This window comes from Streptomyces sp. NBC_00525 (assembly GCF_036346595.1).
Taxonomy (GTDB): Bacteria; Actinomycetota; Actinomycetes; order Streptomycetales; family Streptomycetaceae; genus Streptomyces.
The window spans coordinates 5,869,143-5,891,627 of sequence record NZ_CP107834.1 but is presented as its reverse complement, the minus strand read 5'-3'; the positions used below and the strand labels follow the sequence as shown (position 1 = coordinate 5,891,627).

Annotated in this window: 18 protein-coding genes and 1 pseudogene; 11 read left to right on the top strand and 8 right to left on the bottom strand. The window is 73.1% G+C overall.

Annotated features, from left to right (window positions below):
• Positions 1-10 precede the first annotated feature (10 nt).
• From OG710_RS25820 to OG710_RS25810, 3 genes are all read right to left on the bottom strand, one after another.
• Positions 11-1,522: an ABC transporter substrate-binding protein gene (locus OG710_RS25820; RefSeq protein ID WP_330241456.1), complete on the bottom strand. Its 1,512-nt coding sequence runs from the start codon at positions 1,520-1,522 to the stop codon at positions 11-13.
• Positions 1,523-1,771: 249 nt separating this feature from the next.
• Positions 1,772-2,761, bottom strand: coding sequence for a methyltransferase (locus tag OG710_RS25815; protein ID WP_330241455.1), 990 nt, complete (start codon positions 2,759-2,761; stop codon positions 1,772-1,774).
• A 76-nt stretch (positions 2,762-2,837) separates the two neighbouring features.
• Positions 2,838-3,752 (bottom strand): aldo/keto reductase, encoded by a 915-nt coding sequence (locus OG710_RS25810; RefSeq protein WP_241990141.1) that lies wholly within the window; start codon positions 3,750-3,752, stop codon positions 2,838-2,840.
• Between the two features lie 153 nt (positions 3,753-3,905).
• On the opposite strand from OG710_RS25810, the gene OG710_RS25805 reads away from it, so the two are divergent.
• On the top strand, positions 3,906-4,646 hold the full coding sequence (locus tag OG710_RS25805) for an SDR family NAD(P)-dependent oxidoreductase (RefSeq protein ID WP_330241454.1): 741 nt from the start codon (positions 3,906-3,908) through the stop codon (positions 4,644-4,646).
• Between the two features lie 67 nt (positions 4,647-4,713).
• Here OG710_RS25805 and OG710_RS25800 read toward each other — a convergent pair whose 3' ends face one another.
• Positions 4,714-6,111, bottom strand: a complete 1,398-nt coding sequence (locus tag OG710_RS25800) for an amidohydrolase (protein ID WP_330241453.1) — start codon at positions 6,109-6,111, stop codon at positions 4,714-4,716.
• Positions 6,112-6,211: 100 nt separating this feature from the next.
• On the opposite strand from OG710_RS25800, the gene OG710_RS25795 reads away from it, so the two are divergent.
• The 4 genes from OG710_RS25795 to OG710_RS25780 are packed head-to-tail and all read left to right on the top strand — an operon-like array spanning position 6,212 to position 10,540.
• Positions 6,212-7,321 (top strand): zinc-binding dehydrogenase, encoded by a 1,110-nt coding sequence (locus OG710_RS25795; RefSeq protein WP_330241452.1) that lies wholly within the window; start codon positions 6,212-6,214, stop codon positions 7,319-7,321.
• 26 nt (positions 7,322-7,347) lie between these two features.
• The gene (locus OG710_RS25790; protein ID WP_330241451.1) at positions 7,348-8,310 is read left to right on the top strand and encodes an aldo/keto reductase; all 963 of its coding nucleotides are present in this window, start codon (positions 7,348-7,350) and stop codon (positions 8,308-8,310) included.
• Between the two features lie 2 nt (positions 8,311-8,312).
• Positions 8,313-9,332, top strand: coding sequence for an alpha/beta hydrolase fold domain-containing protein (locus OG710_RS25785; protein ID WP_330241450.1), 1,020 nt, complete (start codon positions 8,313-8,315; stop codon positions 9,330-9,332).
• Positions 9,329-10,540: a multidrug effflux MFS transporter gene (locus tag OG710_RS25780; RefSeq protein ID WP_330241449.1), complete on the top strand. Its 1,212-nt coding sequence runs from the start codon at positions 9,329-9,331 to the stop codon at positions 10,538-10,540. The genes OG710_RS25785 and OG710_RS25780 overlap by 4 nt, the downstream gene beginning before the upstream one ends.
• A 116-nt stretch (positions 10,541-10,656) precedes the next feature.
• On the opposite strand, the gene hpaD is transcribed toward OG710_RS25780, so the two are convergent.
• The 4 genes and pseudogenes from hpaD to OG710_RS25760 form a co-directional block, all read right to left on the bottom strand.
• The gene (gene hpaD / locus OG710_RS25775) at positions 10,657-11,682 is read right to left on the bottom strand and encodes a 3,4-dihydroxyphenylacetate 2,3-dioxygenase (RefSeq protein ID WP_330241448.1); all 1,026 of its coding nucleotides are present in this window, start codon (positions 11,680-11,682) and stop codon (positions 10,657-10,659) included.
• A gap of 19 nt (positions 11,683-11,701) precedes the next feature.
• Positions 11,702-13,201 (bottom strand): 5-carboxymethyl-2-hydroxymuconate semialdehyde dehydrogenase, encoded by a 1,500-nt coding sequence (hpaE, locus tag OG710_RS25770; RefSeq protein ID WP_330241447.1) that lies wholly within the window; start codon positions 13,199-13,201, stop codon positions 11,702-11,704.
• Positions 13,202-13,227: 26 nt separating this feature from the next.
• Positions 13,228-14,148 carry a 4-hydroxy-tetrahydrodipicolinate synthase gene (dapA, locus tag OG710_RS25765; protein ID WP_330241446.1) on the bottom strand — a complete coding sequence of 307 codons (921 nt, stop codon included), beginning with the start codon at positions 14,146-14,148 and terminating at the stop codon, positions 13,228-13,230.
• A gap of 57 nt (positions 14,149-14,205) precedes the next feature.
• Positions 14,206-15,645 (bottom strand): annotated as a pseudogene (locus OG710_RS25760) (fumarylacetoacetate hydrolase family protein); the annotation flags it as partial.
• Between the two features lie 242 nt (positions 15,646-15,887).
• Here OG710_RS25760 and OG710_RS25755 point away from each other — a divergent pair.
• The 6 genes from OG710_RS25755 (at position 15,888) to OG710_RS25730 (ending at position 22,465) form a co-directional block, all read left to right on the top strand.
• Positions 15,888-16,637, top strand: a complete 750-nt coding sequence (locus OG710_RS25755; RefSeq protein ID WP_330241445.1) for an alpha/beta fold hydrolase — start codon at positions 15,888-15,890, stop codon at positions 16,635-16,637.
• 61 nt (positions 16,638-16,698) lie between these two features.
• Entirely contained in the window at positions 16,699-17,373 is a 675-nt protein-coding gene (locus tag OG710_RS25750; protein WP_330241444.1) for a GntR family transcriptional regulator, read from the top strand.
• A gap of 92 nt (positions 17,374-17,465) precedes the next feature.
• A complete protein-coding gene (locus OG710_RS25745; RefSeq protein WP_330241443.1) occupies positions 17,466-18,602 on the top strand; it encodes a phosphotriesterase in 1,137 nt (378 codons plus the stop codon).
• The gene (locus OG710_RS25740) at positions 18,599-19,669 is read left to right on the top strand and encodes a phosphotriesterase family protein (RefSeq protein WP_330241442.1); all 1,071 of its coding nucleotides are present in this window, start codon (positions 18,599-18,601) and stop codon (positions 19,667-19,669) included. Before OG710_RS25745 ends, OG710_RS25740 begins: the two co-directional genes overlap by 4 nt.
• Positions 19,670-19,713: 44 nt before the next feature.
• Positions 19,714-20,691 carry an alpha/beta hydrolase gene (locus tag OG710_RS25735; protein ID WP_330241441.1) on the top strand — a complete coding sequence of 326 codons (978 nt, stop codon included), beginning with the start codon at positions 19,714-19,716 and terminating at the stop codon, positions 20,689-20,691.
• Between the two features lie 64 nt (positions 20,692-20,755).
• Positions 20,756-22,465, top strand: coding sequence for an amidohydrolase (locus tag OG710_RS25730; protein WP_330241440.1), 1,710 nt, complete (start codon positions 20,756-20,758; stop codon positions 22,463-22,465).
• Positions 22,466-22,485: the final 20 nt, after the last annotated feature.

Genomic DNA, 22,485 nt, shown 5'->3' with positions numbered 1-22,485 from the left:
TGTACGGGTACTAGCCGCGCTGGACGAACCGCAGGGTCGGGAACATCATTCCGGTGATCGGGGTGACGGTGATGCCCTTGACGCTGAAGTAGGTGTTGTTCGCCTGGTACCAGACGTCCTGCCAGGCCTGTTCGGTGATTTCCTTGTTGAGCTGCTGGATGAGGGGCACCTGGGCGTCGCCGGTGGCCGCCTCGATCTTGCCGACCAGCTCCTTGACCTTGGGGAAGTCATCGGTGGAGGGGTTCGGGTTGAACCACTGCTGGGAGGTGATCCGGCCGTCGACCGAGGCCGCCGGGTTGGAGTCCAGGGCCAGGACCGCCACGAACATGGGGAAGGTGGCGGCGTTCTTCTGGTAGTCGGCGGGTGACAGGTTCTTCCAGGTCACCTTGATCCCGATCTTGCCCAGGGTCTGCTGGACCGAGGGCTGCCACGGCTGGAAGATCGACGACATCGGCATGGTGACCTTGAAGCCGTCGGGGTAGCCGGCTTCGGCCATGAGCTTCTTGGCCTTGTCCAGGTCGAAGGCGTACCGGGAGTTCAGCGTCTCGTCGTAGACGGGGCGGCCGGCCGGGAAGACCTGGTTGGTGGCGACGCCGGCGTTCTGGCCGACGGACTTGAGCATGGCGGCGCCGTCGAAGGCGTGGCTGATGGCGCGGCGCACCCGGACGTCGCCCAGCGGCTTGAGCTGCTTGCCGGTCCGGTCGGTGTACTGGAGGCCGACCCAGGTGGCGACGTCGGAGGCGACGTTCCAGCCGTTGTCCTTGGCGCGCGGGATGTCCGCGGCGTTGGCGTAGGCGATGTCCAGCTGGCCGGAGAGCATGGCGTTGAAGCTGGCGGTCGGGTCGGCGATGGGCTGGATGTGCACGGTGGAGAAGGGGTAGGTCTTGTCGTCCCAGTGTCCGGACTTCTTGGCGAAGACGTAGTCCGAGCCGGGGGTCGACTTGCCCTTCTCGTAGGTGTAGGGGCCGGAGCCGACCGGCTGGTTGGCGAGGGTGTCCGCCTTGATCGCGGCGGGCGAGGCCATCCAGCTGCGGCCGATGCCCATGTAGTAGAGGAGGGCGTCGTCCTTCTTCTTCAGGTGGAGGGCGATGGTGTCCGCGTCCACCTTCTTGATGTCGGTGACGTTGTCGTAGGTGGAGCCGGAGCGGACGCCCGCCTTGAGGTGTTCGAGGTTCTGTACGGCGGCGTCGGCGTCGAACGCCTGGCCGTCGCTGAACTCGACCCCGGTGCGCAGGTCCATGGTGAGGGTCAGGAAGTCCGCGGAGTACTTCCACTCCTTGGCCAGGCCGGGGACCGGCTTGGAGTCCTTGTCGAGGGAGATCAGCGGGTCGTAGAGGGCCGAGAGGTAGGGGCCGTCGAACCCGATGTCGGCCTGGGCGGGGTCCCAGGAGGTGACGTCGAGGAGGGTGCCTATTTTGATGTCCTCGTCCGCGGTACCGCTGCCGGAGGTGGTTGTGTTGGTGCACGCGGCCATCGCCATCGCGGCGACCGCGACAACCGTGGCTCTCCAGATTCGCTTCATGGAGTCTTCTCTCACGTAAGAAGGGGCGCTCGTACCGGATCGATGCGGGAGAGGAAGGGAACCGCCGGCCCTCTCGCCGTCACAGCGCTCGGCGCAGATATGAGAGTGGGTGCGCGGAAGAGTTGGTCTGCCCGCCACCTCACGTGTCGTGGGCGTTAGTCTACGGGCGTCGGCGAAAAAGGCAATGGCCCCGTCGCGGCCAATTCGGGAGCGACGGGGCCATGGGTGGGCCGAGGGAGAACGTGCAGGTCAGACGGCTTCTGCGACCACGACTCGGGGGCTTCCGGGCAGGGCGATCACCTCACGCCGGCGCCATCCCGCGGCCTCCAGCCAGCCGGTGACTTCGGCCTCCGGATACACGACCGTGCCGTCGATGACAAAGTACTCGCCCGCGTGCAGGGCGTCGATCGGCCGCTGGCGCTCGTCGTCGTCCAGCAGGAAGTCCAGCAGGAGCAGGGTCGCGCCGGGGCGTGCCGCGGCACGGGCGTTCACGAGGATGGCGCGGTTCTGCTCGGCGGTGAACCGGTGGATCACGTGGTTGACCATGACGAGGTCGTGCTCGCCGCCCGGCGCGGCCTCGTCGGTGGGCGCGGGCTCGATCGTCGCCCGGTCCGAGAAGCCGGCGGCCGCCAGCGCCTCGGTGAGCGACTCGGTGGAGGCCGGGTCGAAGACGAAGCGGGCCGACAGCTCCGGGTTGGCCCGCAGCGCGCCGAGGGCGAATTCCGGCGAGAGGCCGCCGAGGTCGAGCAGGCTCTTGTACGGGGTGAAGTCGAAGGAGCGGGCCAGCATGGCGGCGTGCAGCGCGTTGTAGCGCATGACGCCGGCCATGAAGGTCGCCCAGCGGCCCTCGTCCATCGCCAGCTCGCCGGGCTTGGTGGTGTCGACGGTGGTGTCGAACTGGAGCCAGTGCCCGTAGCTGATCTCGTTGAGGAAGCCGAGGAAGGGGTGGAGGTCGAGGTCGCCCTCGCCGCTCAGGTGGGCGGCGGCGTCCGGGGCGAGCCGGTAGCGGCCCTCGGCGCGCTCCAGCAGGCCCAGGCCGTTCATGGAGTCGGCCAGGATGCGGGACATCTTCTCGCTGAGCCCGGTGGCGGCGGCGATCTGGGCCACGTCGCGCTCGCCGTCCGCGAGGGCGCGGAAGAGGCCGGTGCGGGCGGCGGCGAAGAGCTGCTTGGCGCCCATGTAGCCGATCGCGATGTCGACGATGCGGTCGGGCGTTGCGGGGGTGGGCGTGGTGGTCATGCGGTCCTCCTGCGGGTGGGGTCGGGGGTCGTGGGGCGGGTACGGGGGTGGCGGGGGTCCGGCGGGGCCGGGCGGGTCACCAGGTGCCGTCCGGGGCGACGTCGCGGTCGAGCCAGAGGTCGGCCACGGCCTCGCGCAGGGCCGCCGCGCCCACCCGGTCGAGCAGGGCGACGGCGCCGGCGTTGTCCTCCAGCTGGGCCTGCCGGGAGACCCCGACCAGGACGTTCGCGGTCGCCGGGTTGGCCAGGCAGAACGCGATGCCCAGCTGGGCCGGGGTGGCCCCGAGGCTCTCCGCCAGCTCGCGGACCCGCGGGTAGGCCTCGGCGACGCGTTCCCGGATGCCGCCGACGTCGGCACCGATCTTGCGGTTCGGCCGGAGGTTTCCGACCAGGATGCCGCCCTCGAAGACGTCGGAGGCCTGGAGGGCCAGCTCCCCCGACTCGAAGAGGGGGGCGTAGTAGCGGCCCTCGGCCATGGACCTGCGGACCAGGCCGTACTTGAGCTGGGCGAACGAGGGCGGTACCAGTCCGCGGGCGCGGGCGATGTCGAGCGCGGCCCGCAGATCGTCGTAGCGCCAGTTGTTGACGCCCCAGGTGGTGAAGCGGCCCGCCTCGATCTGCTCGGCGACGTCGGTGACGACCCGCTCGACGTCGAGGTCGCCGAAGTAGTCGCCGACGACGACCATGTCGGCGCTCTCGACGCCGACGCGTTCCAGGGATGTCTCCATCTGCTGCGTGAAGCCGGTCGCCGGGTAGTCCCAGAGCCAGAGCTTCCCGCAGAACCGCCAGTCGGCGCGGGCGAGCCCGGCCTCCCGTACGGCCCGGCCGAAGATCAGATCGGTGCGGGCGTTCTCCGCGTGCGGGCCCATGTTGTAGTGCGCGACGTCGAAGAAGGCACAGCCCAGCTCGGCTGCCCGTGCCACCAGCGACACCGCGTCATCGAAATCCATCCGGTCCCAGGTGTTCCAGGACCCCAGTGCCAGTACCGGCACCTCGGGGCCACCCGGGCCCAACGGACGGTGGGGAACAGACTTTTCGGCGCTCAAAGCTCCTCCCGAAGCCTCGGCTTTTTCGTCTACGCTTGTATACTATAAATCGGACCGCCGGGACAGAGGTCTCGGCGCGAGGGGAGCAGGGGAGTGACGATGAAGCGCACACGCACCGTGCTGGTGACCGGCGGAGCCGGCGGGATCGGCCGGGCGGTGGCCGCGGCCTTCGCCGCCGCCGGGGACACCGTGGTGATCGCCGACCGGGACGCGGAGCGCGTCACGGCGACGGCAGCGGAACTGGGCGTGCACGGCCTGGCCCTGGACATCACCGACGAGAGCGGGATCGCCAGTCGGCTGGACGAGGTCCAGGAGAAGTTCGGGCCCGTCGAGGTGCTGGTGAACAACGCCGGTCTGCTGACGCTGCACGGCACGGTGCTGGAGCTGCCCGGCGCCGATCTGGACACGATCCTGCGCACCAATGTGGTGGGCACCTTCCTGATGACCCAGCAGACTGCCCGGCGAATGGTCGAGGCCGGGGTGGCCGGGGCGATCGTCAACATCTCCTCGATCGGCGGCCGGCAGCCCACGCCGGGCATGGGCGGCTACGAGAGCAGCAAGGCCGCCGTGGACGCGCTCACCCGCTGGGCGGCGATCGAGCTGGCCCAGCACGGCATCCGCGTCAACGCCGTGGCGCCCGGCCCGGTGCTCACGGACATGCTGGCCGCGGGCATGCCGGAGGGCTCCCCGCAGCGCAAGGCGTGGGAGGACCGCATCCCCCTCAAGCGCCTGGCCCCGGTGGAGCAGGTCGCCGCGGCGGCCGTGTTCCTCGCCGGGGACTCCGCCGCCCACATCACCGGCACCAGCCTCCCCGTGGACGGCGGCCAGCTTCTCGTGTGACCCGTACCGGCCCGTGACAGTGGCCCCGGAGCAGGCATCGCGCCTGTTCCGGGGCCACTGTCGTACGTCAGAGCGCCTGCGGGGCCGGGGCCGCGGCCGTACGGTCGTGGACGATCCGGCCGTCCACGACGGTCAGGTCCACCTCGACGTCCGGCAGCTCGGCCGGGGTCAGGGTGAGCGGGTCGGCGGCCAGGACGCACAGGTCGGCCGCCATGCCCGGCGCCAGGGTGCCCTTCCAGGAGGCGGCCGCGTCCTGGCGGGCGGGCTCCACGGTGTAGCAGCGCAGCAGCCGCTCCATGCGCGCCCGGGGGTCGGCCGCCGCCCCCATCCAGGCGTCGGCGGCCGCGATCTGGCGCCGCCAGTCGGGCGAGAGCACGGGTGCGTCGGAGGTCAGGCACATGCTCACGCCCGCGTCCAGCGCCGCCTGCAGCGGCCACGCCGCCTCCGCCGAGCCGGGACCGAGCGCGTCGTTCACCAGGGAGCGGGTGCGCACCGCGATCTCCGGCTGGGTGTCCAGGCCCACCCCGAGCGCGGCCATCCGGCGCAGCTGGGGGCCGGTGACGAGGTCGCCGTGGATGATGTAGTGCCCCAGGTCGACGTCGTGCGCGGCCCTGGCGCGTTCGACCGCGTCGAGCGTGACGTCGATGGAGCGGTCCCCGGTGGCGTGCACGCCCACCTGCTGTCCGGCCCGGTGCGCGGCGACGATCATCCGCGTCAGGTTGGCCTCGCGTTCGGCGTCGTCGCCGCCCGCGACCAGCAGGGACGGCCGGATGCCGTCGGCGTAGCAGTGGTGGGTGTAGGCGGACCGCATCGGCGGTATGCCGTCGGCGAATATCTTGACGCCGGCGAAGCGCAGCCAGCGGGGGTCGGCGGTCGTGCCGTCGGCGGCGGAGAGCCCGGCGAGGAAGTGCTCCAGGTCGCTGGGTCCGTCCAGTTCTCCGTACAGCCACAGGACGGTGATCCGGGCCCGCAGCAGTCCTTCGGCGGCGAGCGCGCGGTACTGCTCGGCTACCGAGCTGCCGAAGGCGCCGGTCCGTCCGCCGTCCTCGCCGGGGCCCAGGCCGGGTTCGGTGTAGCTGGTGATGCCGAGGGAGGCGGCGAGGTCCCCGGTGCGCAGGATCGCCCGGCGGCGCGCGGCGTCGTCGGGGAGCGGGTGCTCGGGGGGCGGGCCGGGCGCGACGGCGTCGCCGAAGAGGGTGTCGGGCCACATCGCGCCCAGCCAGGTGCCGTGCAGATGGGCGTCGTTGATGCCGGGCAGGACGGCGCGTCCGGCCAGGTCGATGACGCGGGTGCCGGGGCCGGCGAGCGCCAGCACCCCGGTGTCGTCGCCGACCCGGACCACGGTCCCGCCGCGCAGGGCCACGGCGGTCGCGCCCCGGACGCCGGGCGCCATGGTGTGGACGACGCCCCCTCGCAGGATCAGGTCGGCCGGTGTGTTTCGGGCGTCGCCGTCGGCTGTGCGCACGGGTGCTCCTCGTCGCTCTCAGGGTCTCGACATTTGAGTCGACAGCCGTAGACTAACCCATCGTCGAGCCCCTTGATCCGCTCGATACGAAGGAGTTGTGATGGACATTCCCTCCTCGACACGCGCCGCCGTACTCACCGCGCACGGCGCCTCGTTGGACCTCACCGACCTGCCCCTGCCGCCCGCACCGGAACGCGGGGCGGCCCTGGTGCGCATCACCCGCACGACCCTGTGCGGCACCGACATCGAGATCTGGTCGGGCAAGATGAGCTTCCCCGGCATGCTGCCGATGGTCCTCGGCCACGAGATGGTCGGCGAGATCGTCGCGCTCGGCGAGGACACGCGGGACGCGCTGGGCCGCGAACTGTCCGTCGGCGACCGCATCGGCTGGTCGGAGTCGACCTGCGGCGCGTGCCACGGCTGCACGGTCCTGCGCGAGCCGGTCGCCTGTTCCTCCCGCGGCTACGGCTTCCTGCAGCGCGCCGACGTCCCGCCGTACGCCACGGCCGGGCTGTGCGAGTACGCGTACGTCGTCCCCGGCGCGGCCAAGCTGCGGCTGCCCGAGGAGATCCCGGACACCTGGGCCGCGATGGCGGGCTGCGCGGCCAAGACCGTGCTGCGGGCGTTCTCGCGGGCCGGCGGCGTCCGCCCCGGCTCGCGGGTCGTCGTGCAGGGTTCCGGGGCCCTCGGCCTGTTCGCCACCGCGGTGGCCCGGATCGGCGGCGCCGGCACCGTGATCAACGTCGGGGCTCCCCCGGCCCGGCTGGCGCTGGCCGACTCGTTCGGCGCCGACGCCACCGTGGACATCGCCACCGGGTCGGAGGCCGTCGTCTCCCGGGTCCGGGAGCTGACCGGCGGCCACGGCGCCGATCTGGTCCTCGACTTCGCCGGCGCCCCCTCGGTGGGCCGGGAGGCCGTGGAGATGGCCGCCCAGCGCGGCCGGATCGTCGTCGTGGGCAGCACCGGCCCGGTCTCCGAACCGATCGCCCTCGGCACGGTGATGGGCAAGGAGCTGACGATCACCGGTTCCCTCAACGGCGACATCGCCGACTACCACGACGCCATCGGCTTCTTCACCTCCTTCGCCGACCGCATGCCCTGGGACCGGCTGTTCGGCGAGCCGGTCGGCCTGGCCGGGGCGTCGGACCGCATCGCCGCGATGAGCAGGCACGAGGAGATCAAGGCCGTCATCGATCCCCGGCTCGCCTGAGCGGTCCGGAGAAAGGAACCACACACGTGACCACCACCCCGCTCCCCCGGCGCCGCATCGGCAGCAGCGACCTGGAGGCGTCGGCGCTGTCCCTCGGCTCCTGGCACACCTTCGACCGGATGGACTTCGCGGACGCCGTCACCATGGTCCGCCACGCGCTCGACGCGGGCGTCAACCTGTTCGACGTCGGGGTCTACGGCATGCCCGGCATGCCCCCCGTCTTCACCGATGTGATCTGGGGCTCCCTCATGCGGGCCACCGGCGCCCACCGGGACAGCTACCTGGCCTCGGTGAAGCTGTGGATCGAGGGCTTCGGCGAGCAGGGCTTCGCCCCGCAGCTGAAGAACGCCTTCCTGCGCACCGGCCTCGACCACGCCGACCTGGTGATCCTCGGCGACCTGCGGCGCGACGACGTACGCCTGGAGGACCTCGTCGACGACCTCGCCGCACTCACCGACGCCGGGCTGATCCGGACCTGGGGCGTCAACAACTGGTCGGCGTCCAACATCCGCGCCCTGCGCCGCATCGCCGCCGAACGGGGCGTCGCCGGACCGCAGATCGCCCAGCTCAAGTACAGCCTGGCGCGGCGCTCCATACCGGACGGCGAGCCGTTCGCCGAGCTGTTCGCGGACGGGTTCACCATGCAGGCGTCCGACGTCCTGGAGGGCGGCATCCTGGCCGGCCGCGTCTCGCCGGAGCGGGAGATCGGCCGCGACCCCGGCTCCATCCGCGAGGCGATCGTGGCGACCGTCCCGGCCATCACCGCACTCGCCGGGGACCTCGGCACCACGCCGGCCCAGCTCGCCGTCGCGTTCACGCTGACCCACCCCGCCAATGTGACGACGCTGGTCGGCGCGTCGCGGCTGGAGCAGGTCGAGCAGAACCTGGCCGCCCTGGACCTGGTGCGGCGGGTCGGCGCCGAGGAGCTGCGCGCCCTGGTCGAACCGTTCTGGTGCGACCGCGGCGTCGTCGACCCGGAAGGGCCCTGACCGTGACCCCCTCACCGCATCCGGAGGGGCCACGCCCCTCCCCCGCGCCCGTCCCCTACGACCCGGAGCTGGAACCGGGGCTGGCCGCCTGCCGCGCGCTCATCGAGCAGATCCCGCTGCGGCCGGACACGATCCTGGCCAACCGGGCGCACTTCGAGACGATCGTGCCGCCGGTCGAGGCCGCCGTCGGGGACCGTCCGGTGGAGGTCGAGCACCGCACCGTGCCGGGCCCGGCGGGCGCGCCGGGCGTGCAGCTGACGATCCTGCGCCCGCGGGGCGGGGTCCGCGACGCGCCCGGCATCTACAGCGTCCACGGCGGCGGCATGGTCCTCGGCAACCGGTTCTTCGGCATCGCGGGCCTGGTCGAGGAGGTGCTGGAGTACGGCGCCGTCGCCGTCAGCGTCGAATACCGGCTGGCTCCCGAGCATCCGGCACCGGCCGCCGCCGAGGACTGCTATGCCGGACTGCTCTGGTTCGCCGGGCACGCCGCCGAGCTGGGCGTCGACCCGGCCAGGATTCTGGTCGGCGGGGCGAGCGCGGGCGGCGGCCTGAGCGCGGCGCTCGCGCTGATGGCCCGCGACCGCGGCGGCCCGGCCCTGGCCGGACAGCTGCTGGACTGCCCGATGCTGGACGACCGCAACACCACCGTGTCCAGCAGGCAGTACGACGGCATCGGCATCTGGGACCGCAACAACAACGACACCGGCTGGTCCGCGCTGCTGGGCGCGGACCGGGGCACCGACGCCGTCTCGCCGTACGCGGCGCCCGCGCGGGCTGCGGACCTGTCCGGGCTGCCGCCCGCCTACATCGCGGTCGGCGCCGCCGAGGTGTTCCGCGACGAGTCGGTGGAGTACGCCACCCGGATCTGGGCGGCCGGCGGGAGTTGCGAGCTGCACGTCTGGGCGGGCGGCTACCACGGCTTCACCGGCTTCTCGCCGGAGGCCGAGGTGTCCCGTGCCGCGGTGGCCGCCCGTGCGTCCTGGATGCGGCGTGTCCTCGGCAGCGGCGGCCGGACCCGGTGACCGAGACCGCCGAACGCGGCGCGGCGCGCGTGATGAGCGCGCGCCGCGCCGCGTTCGTTCTGGGGTCGCTGGAGGTGTTCGGGCCGCTGTCGATGGACCTGTCCATGCCGCTGCTGCCGCAGCTCGCCAAGGACCTGGACACCAGCAGCAGCCTCGCCCAGGCGTCCATGTCGGTGTGCATGCTGGGGCTCGCGCTCGGCCAGCTCGTCACCGGTCCGCTCAGCGACCGGTTCGGCCGGCGGCGGCCGCTGCTGTGGGGCATCGCGCTGTTCACGCTGTTCTCGCTGCTGTGCGCGTTCGCGCCGAACATCGAGATCCTGCTCGTGACCCGGTTCCTGCAGGGGCTCACCGGGTCGGCCGGGGTCGTCATCGCCCTGGCCGCCGCACGGGACATCGCCTCCGGCATCGAGCTGGCGCGGCTGCTCAGCCTGCTCGGGCTGGTCGGCGCGCTGGCCCCGATCCTGGCGCCGGTGGCGGGCGGGCAGCTGGCGGCGTTCCTGGACTGGCGGGGCCTGTTCGTGGTCCTCGCCGGGGTCGGCGGGATACTCCTGGCCGTCGCGGGCACGGCGCTGCCGGAGACCCTGCCGGCCTCGCAGCGGCACGCGGGCGGGTTCGCCGAGACCGGGCGCCGCTTCGGCACGGTCCTGCGCGACCGGCTCTTCGTCTGCTACCTGCTGGTGGGGGCGTGCACCGGTACGGCCTTCTTCACGTATCTGGCGTCGATCAGCTTCGTGCTCCAGGACGGCCACCACCTGAGCCCGCAGGCGTTCAGCGCGGTGTTCGCGGCCAACGCGGTCGTCGCCGTGTTCGGGTCGCTGTTCAACCGCGGTGTCGTACGCCGGGCCGGGCCCGCGCGCATGTACGTGGTGGGCACGACGGCGACCGCGGTGGCCGCGCTGGGCCTGCTCGGCGCGGTGCTCACCGGTTCCGGGCTGCCGCTGCTGCTCGTGCTGCTGGCGCTGGTGCTGTTCTGCTACGGGGTGATCAGCCCGAACAGTTCGGCGCTGGCCCTGGCCGGCCACGGCGAGCGTGCCGGTACGGCGGCGGCCCTGCTCGGCATGTCGAGCTTCGCCGTGGGCCCGGTCGTCGCCCCCCTGGTCGCGCTGGGCGGGGCGGCCGATCTGACCATGGCCCTCACCATGGCGGTCGCCACCGCGGTGGCGTGCCTGCTGGTGTGGACCGCGGTGCGGCCCCGGCTGCGCCACTGAGCGGCTGTCGGGTGGCCTCCCGAGCCGGGGCCGCCCGACAGCCTCCGGGCCGCCCGGACCACGAAAGAGCCGGACCGCGTGCTGCGGTCCGGCTCTTCCGGTGCGGGGGGGGCGGGTCAGTCGGTCTGTCCGCCCGGTTCCACGATGCCCAGGCCGTCGGCGCCGACCTGGACGGCGGACTCGTCGAGCACCGCCTCGGCGACGGGCTGGAGGCGGCCGTCGAGGTCGAGGACCGGGGACGCCTCCTTGTACCAGGACTCGATCACGGCGTTGCCCCAGAAGTCCCGGCGGCGGTCGTCGTGGACGTTCCACCGGTAGGTCTCGTGGTCGGGGTCGCCCGTGTAGTAGTCGGAGGTGTAGATCTCCACCCGGTGCCCGTCCGGGTCGCGCAGGTAGAGGTAGAAGGCGTTGGAGACACCGTGCCGGCCGGGGCCGCGCTCGATGTGGTGCTCCTTGCGCAGCGAGCCGAAGAGGTCGGCGGTGCGCAGCACCTGGTGGGACTCGTGGGTGGCGACGCCCACGTGGTGCAGCCGGGGCCCCGCGCCGCCGGTGAAGGCGACGTCGTGGACGGTCTGCTTGCGGTACATCCACGCCGCGTACAGCTCGTGCTCGTCGCCCTCGATGGTCTCCGAGCAGCCGAAGCCCAGGGCCTTGTAGTGGGTGTAGGCGGCGGGGATGTCGGGGGTGCAGATGTTGAAGTGGTCCAGGCGCGCTATCTCGGCGCCCCGGCGCAGGTCGTAGCGCTGGATGAGGCGCTCGGCGCGCTCGATCTCGTGGAAGAACTCCACCGGGAAGCCGAGCGGGTCGATGACGCGGACGGCGTCGCCGACGCCCGGAGTCCCCGCGCCCTTGGGGACCCGGCGCACGGGCCGGCCCAGGGCGCGGAAGTACTCCTCGGCGCGGTCGACGTCCTCGGGGGTGCGGACCCGGTAGGAGATGTGGTCCAGGGCCGCGGTCTCCCCCTTGCGCAGCACGAGGGAGTGGTGGGTCAGTTCGTCGGTGCCGCGCAGGCACAGCAGGGAATCGTCCTCGTACTGGATGTGGAAGCCGAGCATGTCGCCCCAGAACCAGCGGGCCCGGTCGAGGTCGGTGACGACCAGCTGGGCGTAGGCGGAGCGGACGACGTCGGGAGGTGTACTCATGGGTACGGCTCCTTGGGGGTCAGGACGCGCCGAAGCGGGGGGTGTGGGGGTCGCCGAGCATCACGTGGACGATCTTCGACTCGGTGTAGAAGTCGATGCTGTGCGCACCGCCCTCCCGGCCCAGACCGGAGGACTTCACTCCGCCGAAGGGTGTGCGCAGGTCACGGACGTTGTGGGAGTTGATCCAGACCATACCCGACTCGACCGCGTGTGCGACGCGGTGGCCGCGCTTGAGGTCGGAGGTCCAGACGTAGGCCGCGAGGCCGTACTCGGTGGCGTTGGCCAGTTCGACGGCCTCGGCCTCGTCGTCGAAGGGGGCGACGGCCACGACGGGGCCGAAGATCTCCTCCTGGAAGATCCGGGCGTCGCGGGCGACGTCGGCGAAGACGGTGGGCTGGAGGTAGTTGCCCTCCGCGAGGTGGGCGGGGCGCTCGCCGCCGGCCACCAGCTTGGCCTCCTGGCGCCCGATCTCGACGTACTGGAGGACGCGTGCGTAGTGCTCGGGGTGGACCAGCGCGCCGACCTCGGTGGCCGGGTCGGAGGGGAGGCCCACCTTGACGCGCTCGGCGCGCTCGGCGAGGCGCCGGGTGAACTCCTCGTACACCGGTCGCTCGACCAGGACGCGGGAGCCGGCGGTGCAGCGCTCGCCGTTGAGCGAGAAGACGCCGAAGACGACGGAGTCGAGCGCCGCGTCGAGGTCGGCGTCGGCGAAGAGGACGACCGGGGACTTGCCGCCCAGCTCCATCGACGTGGTCTTCAGGTGCGTGGCGGAGCTGCGGACGATGTGCCGGCCGGTGTCCGTGGAGCCGGTGAAGGAGATCAGCGGCACGTCCGGGTGGTCGACCAGGGCCTGGCCGGCCTCCTCGCCGATGCCGTGGACGATGTTGACCACTCCGGCGGGCACGCCGGCCTCGTCGAAGATCTCCGGCCACAGGCCGGCGGACAGCGGGGTCCACTCGGCGGGCTTGAGGACGAGGGTGCAGCCGGAGGCCAGCGCGGGGGCCAGCTTCCAGCTCTCCAGCATGAACGGCGTGTTCCAGGGGGTGATCAGTCCGGCGACGCCGACGGGGCTGCGGACGACGTAGTTGATCTGCTGCTCGCCGGCCCGGAACGCCTCCTCGCCGAGCGCGACGACGACGTCACCGAAGTAGCGGAAGTTCTCGGCGGCGCGCCGGGCCTGGCCCCGTGCCTGGGTGATGGGCAGGCCGGAGTCGAAGGTCTCCAGCGCGGCCAGCCGCTCCTCGCGCGCCTCGACGGCGTCGGCGATCCGGTACAGGACGCGGGCGCGTTCCCGGTTGCCGAGCCGGGACCAGGCGGGGAAGGCGGCCCGTGCCGCGGAGACGGCGCGGTCCACGTCGGCACGGTCGCCGGCGGCCGCGGTGGCGTAGGGGGTGTTGGAGACGGGGTCGCTGACGGGGAACGTACGGCCGTCGGCGCTGTCGAGGAGTTCGCCGCCGATCCAGTGGCGGATCCGCTCGGGCAGGTCCTGCGGGCGGTGCCCGGTCGGGTTCGTGGACATGGCGTCTCTTTTCGTTCGGAGGGAGGTCAGAGCTGCTGGGTGAGGTCGCCGCCCTCGGCGAGCAGGGCGCGGATGCGGGTCAGACCGGCCTCGGTGGGCGAGGTCAGCGGCGGGCGCACATGGGCGGAGGCGATCCGGCCCTGCTCCTTGAGCACCCACTTGGCGGGCGCCGGGTTGGTCTCGACGAACAGCAGGTCGACCAGCGGGTGGAGCCGGTAGTGCAGGTCGCGGGCGCCGTCGAAGTCGCCGGCCTCCCACAGCTCGTACATCCGGGCCACCGCGTTCGGTGCCAGGTTGGCGACGGCGGAGACGAATCCGGCGCCGCCGAGCGCCAGGAGCGGCAGGCAGAGTAGTTCGATGCCGGACCAGACGAGCAGTTCACGGCCGCAGGCGTGCAGGACGCGGGAGAAGTGCTCGAAGTCCTTGGTGGTCTCCTTGACGCCGACGAAGTTGTCGAAGTCGGTGAAGAGCCGCTTGACCGTCTCGGGGGCGATGTCGACGGCGGTGCGCGAGGGCACGTTGTAGGCGACGAGCGGCAGGTCGGGGAACTCGCGGGCCACGGTGGCGTACCACTGGTACAGCGCCTCCTGGGTGGGGCGCGCGTAGTACGGGGTGATGACGAGGGCGGCGTCGGCGCCGAGGTCGCGGGCGGCGGCGGTCATCTCCAGGGTCTCGTCGAGCTTGTGCGAGCCGGTGCCGGGCAGGAACGGCACCCGGTCGCCGATCTCCTCGGCGGCGGTGCGCATCGCGGCGATGCGCTCGGTGGTGCTCTGGGAGGAGGGCTCGCCGGTGGAGCCGCCGAGGGAGATGCCGTGCGAGCCGGACTCCAGCTGCCAGCGGATCAGGCCGCGCAGGCTGTCGTGGTCGACGGCGCCCTCGTCGGTGAAGGGGGTGACGACGGGGGCGATGGACCCGCGGATGGTGGCGGGATCGGTGCGGAACTTCATCGGGTGCTCCGTGGTGTGTGTGGCGGGGGCGTACGGGTCGGGACCGGGGCGTACGGGTCAGGACTGGGTGGCGTGCCAGCGCTCGTAGGCGGCGCGCCAGGCGGGGCCGAGCGGGTAGAGGCCCTGGATGGGTTCACCCGCCGCCACCTGCTCGGCGATGAACCGCTCCTGGCGCTCCTGTTCGGTGCTGTCGGCTATGAGTTGTGCGGCCAGGTCCGGGGGGACGACGACGACCCCGTCGGCGTCCCCGACGAGGATGTCGCCGGGCTGGACGAGCGCTCCGCCGCAGGCGACGGGGGTGCCGGTGTCCCAGGGGACGTGGCGGCGGCCGAGGACGGCGGGGTGCTCGGCGGCGTAGTAGGTGGGCAGGCCGAGGGCGGCCACGGCGGCGCTGTCGCGCAGGGCGCCGTCGGTGACTACGCCGGCCGCGCCGCGCTGCTGGGCGCGCAGGGCGAGGATGTCGCCGATGGTGCCGGCGGTGGGGTCGCGCCGGGCGTCCATCACCAGCACCTGGCCGGGGCGCAGCTCCTCCACGGCGCGCTTCTGGGCGTTCATGCCGCCGCCGAACCGGTCGAAGAGGTCTTCGCGCAGCGGCAGGTAGCGCAGGGTGTGGGCGGTGCCGACCAGCTTGGCGGTGGGGTCGGTGGGCCGGACCCCGTCGATGGTCATGTGCTGGAGGCCGCGCTTGCGCAGCTGGGAGCTGAGGGTGGCGGTGGCCAGGCCGCGCAGCGCGGCGGCGGTCTCCAGGTCGAGCGCGGGCTCGGCGGGGCGGGCGGCGCCCCAGGCGTCGGCGCGCAGCGCGTCGTCCACGCGGGGCATGGCGCCCCAGCCGGCCAGGTCGTGTCCGGCCTCCGTGACGGTGTTGCTCAGCCGGCCGGTGGAGATGTCCTGGTCCGGGGCGGTGACCTCCACCTCGACCACGTCGCCGGGCGCCACCACGGACGCGCCGGCCGGGGTTCCGGTGAGGATGACGTCGCCGGGTTCGAGGGTGACCAGGCGTGACAGGTCGGCGATGAGGTCGCCGAACGGGAAGAGCAGGGTGGAGGTGTCGGCGTCCTGCGCCGGCTCGCCGTTGACCCAGGTGCGCAGCCGGAGCGCGGCGGGGTCGAGCCGGGCGGCGTCCAGCAGCCGGGGGCCGATCGGGGTGAAGCCGTCGGCGCCCTTGGAGCGCAGGTTGGAGCCCCGGTCGGCGTGGCGCAGGTCGTAGGCGCCGGCGTCGTTGGCCGCGGTCACATAGGCGATGTGGCTCCAGCCCTCCTGGGGCGTGACCCGGTGGGCGCGCCGGCCCACGACGAGGGCGATCTCCCCCTCGAAGGACATGAGTTCGCAGCCCCGTGGGCGGACCAGCGGGTCTCCGGTGCCGGCGAGCGAGGACGGCGGCTTGAGGAAGTAGGACGGCTGGTCGGGGACGCGGCCCCGTTCCTTCGCCCGGCAGCGGTAGTTGAGGTGGACGGCGATGATCTTCGAGGGCTGGGTTCCCAGCGGGTGCGGCATGGGAGTTCTCCCTGTGCGTGAGCTGCGTGGGGCACGGTTCCGTCGGAGGAAGCGGCGGTACGGGGCGACGGGCCCCGGCGTCGATCGGCCCCGGAGTTTCGGGTGGCGCCGCCATTAATCGTATACGATATCATGCACGTTCTAAAAAGAAAGTACCCGCCTCTCACTCCGTGCGGGAGCCTGGAGTGACCGGCGGGATACAGTGGCCAGATCGTATACGAAAACTGATGTGAGAGGTGCGAGAGATGCGCGAGATCCAGAGCCGGACCGGCTTGGCCGTCCGTACGTTCACCCCCGAGCGGCCGGCCGGTCTGCCGCCCGTGCTGCTCGTGCACGGCTTCGGCTCCCACGGTCGCCAGGACTGGGTGGCCACCGGGATCGCCGCCGCGCTGGCCGACGCCGGGCGCGAGGTGTTCGTGCCGGACCTGCGCGGCCACGGCGACAGCCCCGCCCCCGCCTCCGCCGCCGCGGCGGGCGCGCCGGCCCTGGCCGCCGAGCTGGTCGCCGTGCTGGACGAGGCGGGCGTCACGGGGTTCGACGTCGTCGGGTACTCGCTGGGCGCGCGGCTGTCCTGGGAGCTGCCCGCGGCGGCGCCCGACCGGGTCGGCCGCACCGTGCTCGGCGGCCTCGGCCCCGGGGAGCCGTTCGAGGCGGTGGACGTGCCCGCGCTGCACCGCGCGGTCGCCGGGGACGCGGAGCCGGCGGACCCCTTCACCGCGATGATCGCCGGGATGATCGGCGCGCACGGGGACCGGGCCGCCGGGCTCGCCGTGTGCGTCGAGGGACTGCGCGCCACCCCGTTCGCGCCCCGGTCCTGGGCGGGCTCGACGCCGCCTCTGTTCGTCGTCGGCGCGGACGACATGATGACCCGGGGCATCGAGCGGGTGGTCGCCCTCGCGGAGGGCGCGGAGCTGGTCACCGTACCCGGACAGCACCACGAGGTCCTCGCCGGAGAGGCGTTCCGCCGTACAGTCCTGGAAGCCCTCGCAGGGTGAACGCACGAGTACACGACCGGGTCCGCGTCGCGGCCGCCCGGCACGGGGTAGGGAAACAGGCATGAGCGCCACGCAGAAGGACACCCGTTCCAAGGGGTCGAAGGCCGAGGTCAGCTATGAACTGCTGCGCTCGCGCATCCTCGACGGCACGTACGGACCCGGCTACCGGCTGGTCCTCAGCCAGCTCGCGCGGGAGACCGGGGTCAGCACGATCCCGCTGCGCGAGGCCCTGCGCCGGCTCCAGTCGGACGGGCTGGTCGAGGTCGTGCGCAACATCGGCGCGCGGGTGGCGGTGTTCGACGCCGCGCAGGTGGAGCATGCCCTCCAGGTGCTGGCCCGGCTCGAGGGCTACGCCACCGCGATCTCCGCGCCGCACATGAGCGCCCGGCACATCGAGCGGTCGCGGGAGATCAACGCCCGGATGGCCACGGCGCTGGAGGACTTCGACCCCGCCTCCTTCACCGCGCTCAACCGGGAGTTCCACTTCTCCCTGTACGAGCACTGCCCCGACGGCCATCTGGTCGCGCTGATGGAGGCGGAGTGGGCGCGCCTGGACCACATGCGCCGCTCGACGTTCTCGCACGTGCCGGGGCGGGCCCGCCGTTCCGTGGCGGAGCACGAACGGATGCTGGAGCTGATCGCGGCCGGTGCGCCGGCCCGGGAGATCGAGCGCGTCGCCTGCGCCCACAAGGTGGCGACCGCCGACGCGCTGCACCGCTCGCAGGCCCCGCAGTAGCCCTGCGGCAGTCCGTACGGTCCGGGGCCGGTTCCTGAACCGGTCCCGAATAATCGTATACGATCAGGTATCTCATCTGTTAGCGTGACCGCATGTCCACCACCGACCCGACCGCGGGCGCTCCGGGTACGCCCCTGCCCGCGCCGCCGTCCAGGGGCACCGTCGTCACTGTCACCGGCGAGGTCTCCCCGGACGCGCTGGGCGCGGCGCTCCCCCACGAACATCTGCTGAGCGACTTCGCGCCGCCGCACGACACGGCCGAGTCCTGGGCTGCCGTGGGACGCACCCGCCCCACGGCGGTGAGCAGGCGCCGCTTCTACGGCGCCCCGCTGACGATGGATCTGCTGGGCGAACTCGCCCTGGGCGCGCCCAACCGGGACGACTGGCTGCTCGGCGACGAGGATCTCGCCGTCCGGGAGGCCGCCGACTTCCGCGCGGCCGGTGGCACCGCCCTGGTCGACGTCACCACCCCCGACCTCGGCCGCGACCCGGCGGGGCTGCGCCGGATCGCCGGGGCCACCGGACTCCACATCGTGATGGGGTCGGGCCGCCACCACCCGGCGCGCGCCGCGGCGTCCGGCGACCCGGCGGCCACCACCGGGCCCGACGCGGACGGCCTCGCCGAGGAGATCGTGCGCGACCTCACCGAAGGCGTCGACAGGGTACGGGCCGGGCTCATCGGCGGCCTCGCGGCCCTCGACCCGGACGAGCCCGCCGAACGCGCGGTCCTGGTCGCGGCGGCCCGCGCCTCGGCCGCCACCGGCGCCGCGATCGCGGTAGCCCGCAGCGCCGACGCCACCGTCCAGCAGCGGGTGCTCGACCTGCTCGCCGCCGAGGGCGCGGACCTCAGCCGGGTGGCCGTGGCCCGCTGCGACGCGCTGTCGCCGCGCCCCGACGACCTCGAACCGCTTCTGGAGCGCGGGGTTTTCGTGCAGTTCGACCAGCTCGGCCGGCTGCCTTCGGTGCTCAGTGTCAGCGACGACCAGGACGTCGCCGCCGCCGTGCTGGAGCTCGCCCGCCGGGGCCACGCCGACCGGCTGCTGCTCTCCCAGGGCGTCCGCACCAAGTCGGGCCTGCTCGCCCACGGCGGCGGCGGATACGGCTTCGTCCTGCGGCAGTTCGTCCCCTATCTGCGGATGCTCGGCGCCGACGACGCCCTCGTCGAGTCCGTCACGGTGAGCAACCCCCGTCGTCTGCTCACCCTCACGCCCCGGAGGACCGACTCGTGAGCCGCTACCCCTTCGAGATCCCGGACCTGTCCGGCCGGGCCCTGACCGTCGCCGGCCCCGTGGACCGAGCCACGCTCGGCGCCACCCTCATGCACGAGCACCTCTTCGTGGACCTGCGGCGCCCCCCGCGCTTCCACCGCCCCGGCGAGGACTCCCCCGAGGCCGCCGAACCCCTCTCCCTCGCCAACCTGGCCCGTACCCGGCACGGACACCCCAACGCCGACAACGACGTGCTGGACGACCACGACGAGATGCTGGCGGAGGTCCTCGCCTTCGCCCACACCGGCGGCGGCACCGTCGTCGAGGTGTCCCCCGCCGGGCTGGGCCGCGACCCCGAGGCGCTGCTGCGGCTGTCCCGTGCCTCCGGGCTCAACATCGTGATGGGCGGCGGCTGGTACACCCCGGCCTTCCACCCGGCGGACATGGACGAGCTCACCGTGGACGAGCTGGCCGACGCCGCCGTCCGCGACATCGTGGTCGGCGTCGACGGCACCGGCATCCGGTCCGGTGTCATCGGCGAGGTCGGCGCGGACTCGGTGCCGCTGAGCGACAACGAGCTGAAGAGCGTCCGGGCGAGCGGCCGGGCGAGCCGGGTCACCGGCGCCCCGGTCACCTTCCACGTCGGCGGCGTCGGCGAGGACAAGTTCCGGGTGCTCGACATCCTCGAGGAGGAGGGCGTGCCCCCGTCGAACATCGTGCTCGGCCACGCCATGGAGGTCGCCGCCGACCCGGACTTCGGCCGGCGCGTCCTGGACCGGGGCGTCTTCGTGGAGTTCGACTTCCTGACCTCGCCCGGCAGCCCCTGGGGCCACCTCTTCCTCACCAGCGACCACAAGGTGGCCCGCGGCATCGCGGAGCTGGTCGAGCGGGGCCACGCCGGGCAGATCCTCCTCGGCCACGACGTGTGCCAGAAGATCCAGCTCAAGAAGTACGGCGGCCAGGGATACGACTACATCCCCCGGCACTTCCTGCCCGCCCTGCGCCGGCTCGGGGTGAGCGAGTCCGCACTGCACACGATCATGGTCGACAATCCCGCGCGCGCCCTCGCCTTCGCCGCGCCCCGGTGAGCGCCGACCGCCCACCACCGCCCGCCCGTCCCCGAGGGAGAATCATGCGCGTCACCCCCGTACCCTTCGATCCGGCGCTCGGCGCGGTGCTCGACTCGATGCCCCGCGACGAGGAGTCCGCCCCCGGCCCGGACTCCGTCACCGCCATCCGCGACTCCGCCGGCGCCTTCCCCATGCCGCCGGTCGCCGAGGTCATCGGCGACCGGGCCGTCGACGCCGAGGAGCTGACGATCCCGGGCCCCGAGGGCGCCCCCGGCCTGGCCGTCACCGTGCTGCGCCCGCGCGGCCTGACGGAGCCGGTGCCGGCGCTGTACAACATCCACGGCGGCGGCATGATCAGCGGCCACCGCCACCAGGACACGCCCCGCCTCGTGGACCTCGTCGACGCGCTCGGTGTCGTCGCCGTCAACGTCGAGTACCGGCTCGCCCCGGAGCATCCGGACCCGGCACCGGTCGAGGACTGCTACGCGGGACTGCGGTGGATGACGGAGTACGCCGATGAGCTGGGCATCGACGCCGGCCGCGTCGTCGTGATGGGCGGCAGCGCGGGCGGCGGCCTCGCGGCCGGGGTCGCGCTGCTGGCCCGCGACCGCCAGGGGCCGCGCCTGGCCGGGCAGTTGCTGCTCTGCCCGATGCTGGACGACACCAACTCCACCGTCTCCAGCCACCAGTACACCGAGCGCGGCACCTGGCGCCGGCCGATGAACATCCTGGCGTGGCAGGCGCTGCTCGGCGACGACGCGGGCGACCCGGCGGCCCCGGTGTCCCCGTACGCGGCACCTACTCGGGCCACCGATCTGTCCAACCTGCCGCCCGCCTTCGTGGAGGTGGGCGCCGCCGAGCTGTTCCGGGACGAGGACGTGAACTACGCGTCCCGCATCTGGGCGGCGGGCGGCCATGCCGAACTGCACGTGTGGCAGGGGGCGTTCCACGGCTTCGACGTGTTCGCCCCGGACCACGAGGCGACCCGCGCCGCGCTGGCCTCCCGCCGGTCCTGGCTGCGCCGCGTCCTCGGCCTCTGACCGGACCGGCCGACACCCCCTTCCTTCCTCCTCCATCTCTGTTCACCAGCCAGAAGGGCCACCGATGCCGGAGACAACGGACCTCATCCTGACCGGCGGCGACGTCCTGACCGTCGACGACGCCTTCTCCGTCGCCGAGGCGGTCGCCGTACGGGACGGCCGGATACTCGCCGTGGGCGGCGACGCGGAGATACGGGCCCTGGCCGGGCCCGGCACCCGCGTCGTGGAGCTGGCCGGGCGCACGGTGCTGCCCGGCATCAACGACTCGCATCTGCACGCGGCGGCGTGGGCGCTGACCAGCCCGCCGTTCGCGCTGGACCTCGGCCACCCGGCCGTGGAGTCGATCGCCGACATCGCGGACGCGGTGCGCGAGGCCGCCGCCGGCACCCCCGCCGGGGAGTGGATCACCGGCCTCGGCTGGGACGTCGGCTATCTGGCGGAGTGCCTGGCCGACCCGGCCCGCCGCCCGCACCGCGCCGACCTGGACGCCGCCGCCCCCGACCACCCGGTCTGCCTCACCGACTTCTCCGGGCACATGGTGTGGGTGAACTCCCGCGCCCTCGAACTCGCCGGAATCGACCGGGACTTCGAGGCTCCGACGGGCGGGGTGATCGACACCGACGCGGCGGGCGAACCCACCGGGGTCCTCAAGGAGACGGCGCAGGCCCTGGTGCAGGGCCTGGTGCCCCCGGTGAGCGTGGCCCAGCGCAAGGAGGCCGTCCTGTCGGCGGTGAGCGCGCTGCACGCCCTGGGCATCACCAGCTACACCGAGCCGGGCCTCGGACCGGGCGGCGCCGAGATCCTGGGCGGCGGCCTGGACACCGCCACCCTGCACGCGTACGTCGAACTGGTCCGCGCCGGCCGGCTGGAGGCCCGCGTGCGCGCGCTGCTGCTGCCCGCGCCGATGGGCGGTTCGGCGGCCGACGTGCGGGCCGGGCTCGACGGGGCGGCCGTGCCGGACGACGTGGACGAGCGGCGGCTCTCCGTGATCGGCGTCAAGGTGTTCGCGGACGGGGTGCCGCCCAACGAGACCGCCTGGATGCACGAGCCCTACCCGGCCGGCGGCCACGGCGGGCTGTGCGTGCACGGCGCCGACAGTGGGCTGAAGGAGGCGGAGCTGGCCGAGATGATCCGGATCGCGCACGCCGCCGGATACCAGCTCGGGGTGCATGTGACCGGCGACCGCGCGATCGACAGCGTGGTCGACGCGTTCGCCGCCGCCCAGCTCGCCCACCCGCGCCCGGACGCCCGGCACTACGTCATCCACGGCGACTTCGCCTCCGAGCGGAGCCTGGCGAAGCTGGCCGCGCACGGCTACGGCATCAATATGAACCCGGCCATCAAGTGGACCATCGCGGACCTGATGGACGGCATCGTGGGCAGCGCGCGCTCGGACTACATGTGGCCGGTGCGCTCGGCGGTGGAGGCGGGCATCGCCGTCTGTGTGGGCTCCGACGCCCCGATCACCGCGCCGGACTGGCGGCGCGGGGTCGCCGCGATGCTGCTGCGCGAGTCCAAGGCCACCGGCCGGGTCAGCGGTCCCGAGCAGTGCGTACCGCTGGAGACCGCGTTGCGCGCGTACACCGTCAACGCCGCCCGGCAGGACTTCGCCGAGTCCTGGAAGGGCACCGTGGAGCCCGGCAAGGTCGCCGACCTGTGCGTCCTCGGCGGCGATCTGCGCGCGGCCGATCCGCACGACATCCCGGACCTGCCCGTCGACATGACGGTCTTCGACGGACGGATCGTCTACGAACGGGTCGGCACCGAGGACTGAGAGCCTGTTGGCGCACCCGA

What these genes read in the sequence shown, in the direction of transcription:
- OG710_RS25820 (WP_330241456.1), bottom strand. Translation starts at nt 1,522, where the DNA reads ATGAAGCGAATCTGGAGAGCCACGGTTGTCGCGGTCGCCGCGATGGCG.
- OG710_RS25815 (WP_330241455.1), bottom strand. Translation starts at nt 2,761, where the DNA reads ATGACCACCACGCCCACCCCCGCAACGCCCGACCGCATCGTCGACATC.
- OG710_RS25805 (WP_330241454.1), top strand. Translation starts at nt 3,906, where the DNA reads ATGAAGCGCACACGCACCGTGCTGGTGACCGGCGGAGCCGGCGGGATC.
- OG710_RS25795 (WP_330241452.1), top strand. Translation starts at nt 6,212, where the DNA reads ATGGACATTCCCTCCTCGACACGCGCCGCCGTACTCACCGCGCACGGC.
- hpaD (WP_330241448.1), bottom strand. Translation starts at nt 11,682, where the DNA reads ATGAGTACACCTCCCGACGTCGTCCGCTCCGCCTACGCCCAGCTGGTC.
- hpaE (WP_330241447.1), bottom strand. Translation starts at nt 13,201, where the DNA reads ATGTCCACGAACCCGACCGGGCACCGCCCGCAGGACCTGCCCGAGCGG.
- dapA (WP_330241446.1), bottom strand. Translation starts at nt 14,148, where the DNA reads ATGAAGTTCCGCACCGATCCCGCCACCATCCGCGGGTCCATCGCCCCC.
- OG710_RS25755 (WP_330241445.1), top strand. Translation starts at nt 15,888, where the DNA reads ATGCGCGAGATCCAGAGCCGGACCGGCTTGGCCGTCCGTACGTTCACC.
- OG710_RS25750 (WP_330241444.1), top strand. Translation starts at nt 16,699, where the DNA reads ATGAGCGCCACGCAGAAGGACACCCGTTCCAAGGGGTCGAAGGCCGAG.
- OG710_RS25745 (WP_330241443.1), top strand. Translation starts at nt 17,466, where the DNA reads ATGTCCACCACCGACCCGACCGCGGGCGCTCCGGGTACGCCCCTGCCC.
- OG710_RS25735 (WP_330241441.1), top strand. Translation starts at nt 19,714, where the DNA reads ATGCGCGTCACCCCCGTACCCTTCGATCCGGCGCTCGGCGCGGTGCTC.
- OG710_RS25730 (WP_330241440.1), top strand. Translation starts at nt 20,756, where the DNA reads ATGCCGGAGACAACGGACCTCATCCTGACCGGCGGCGACGTCCTGACC.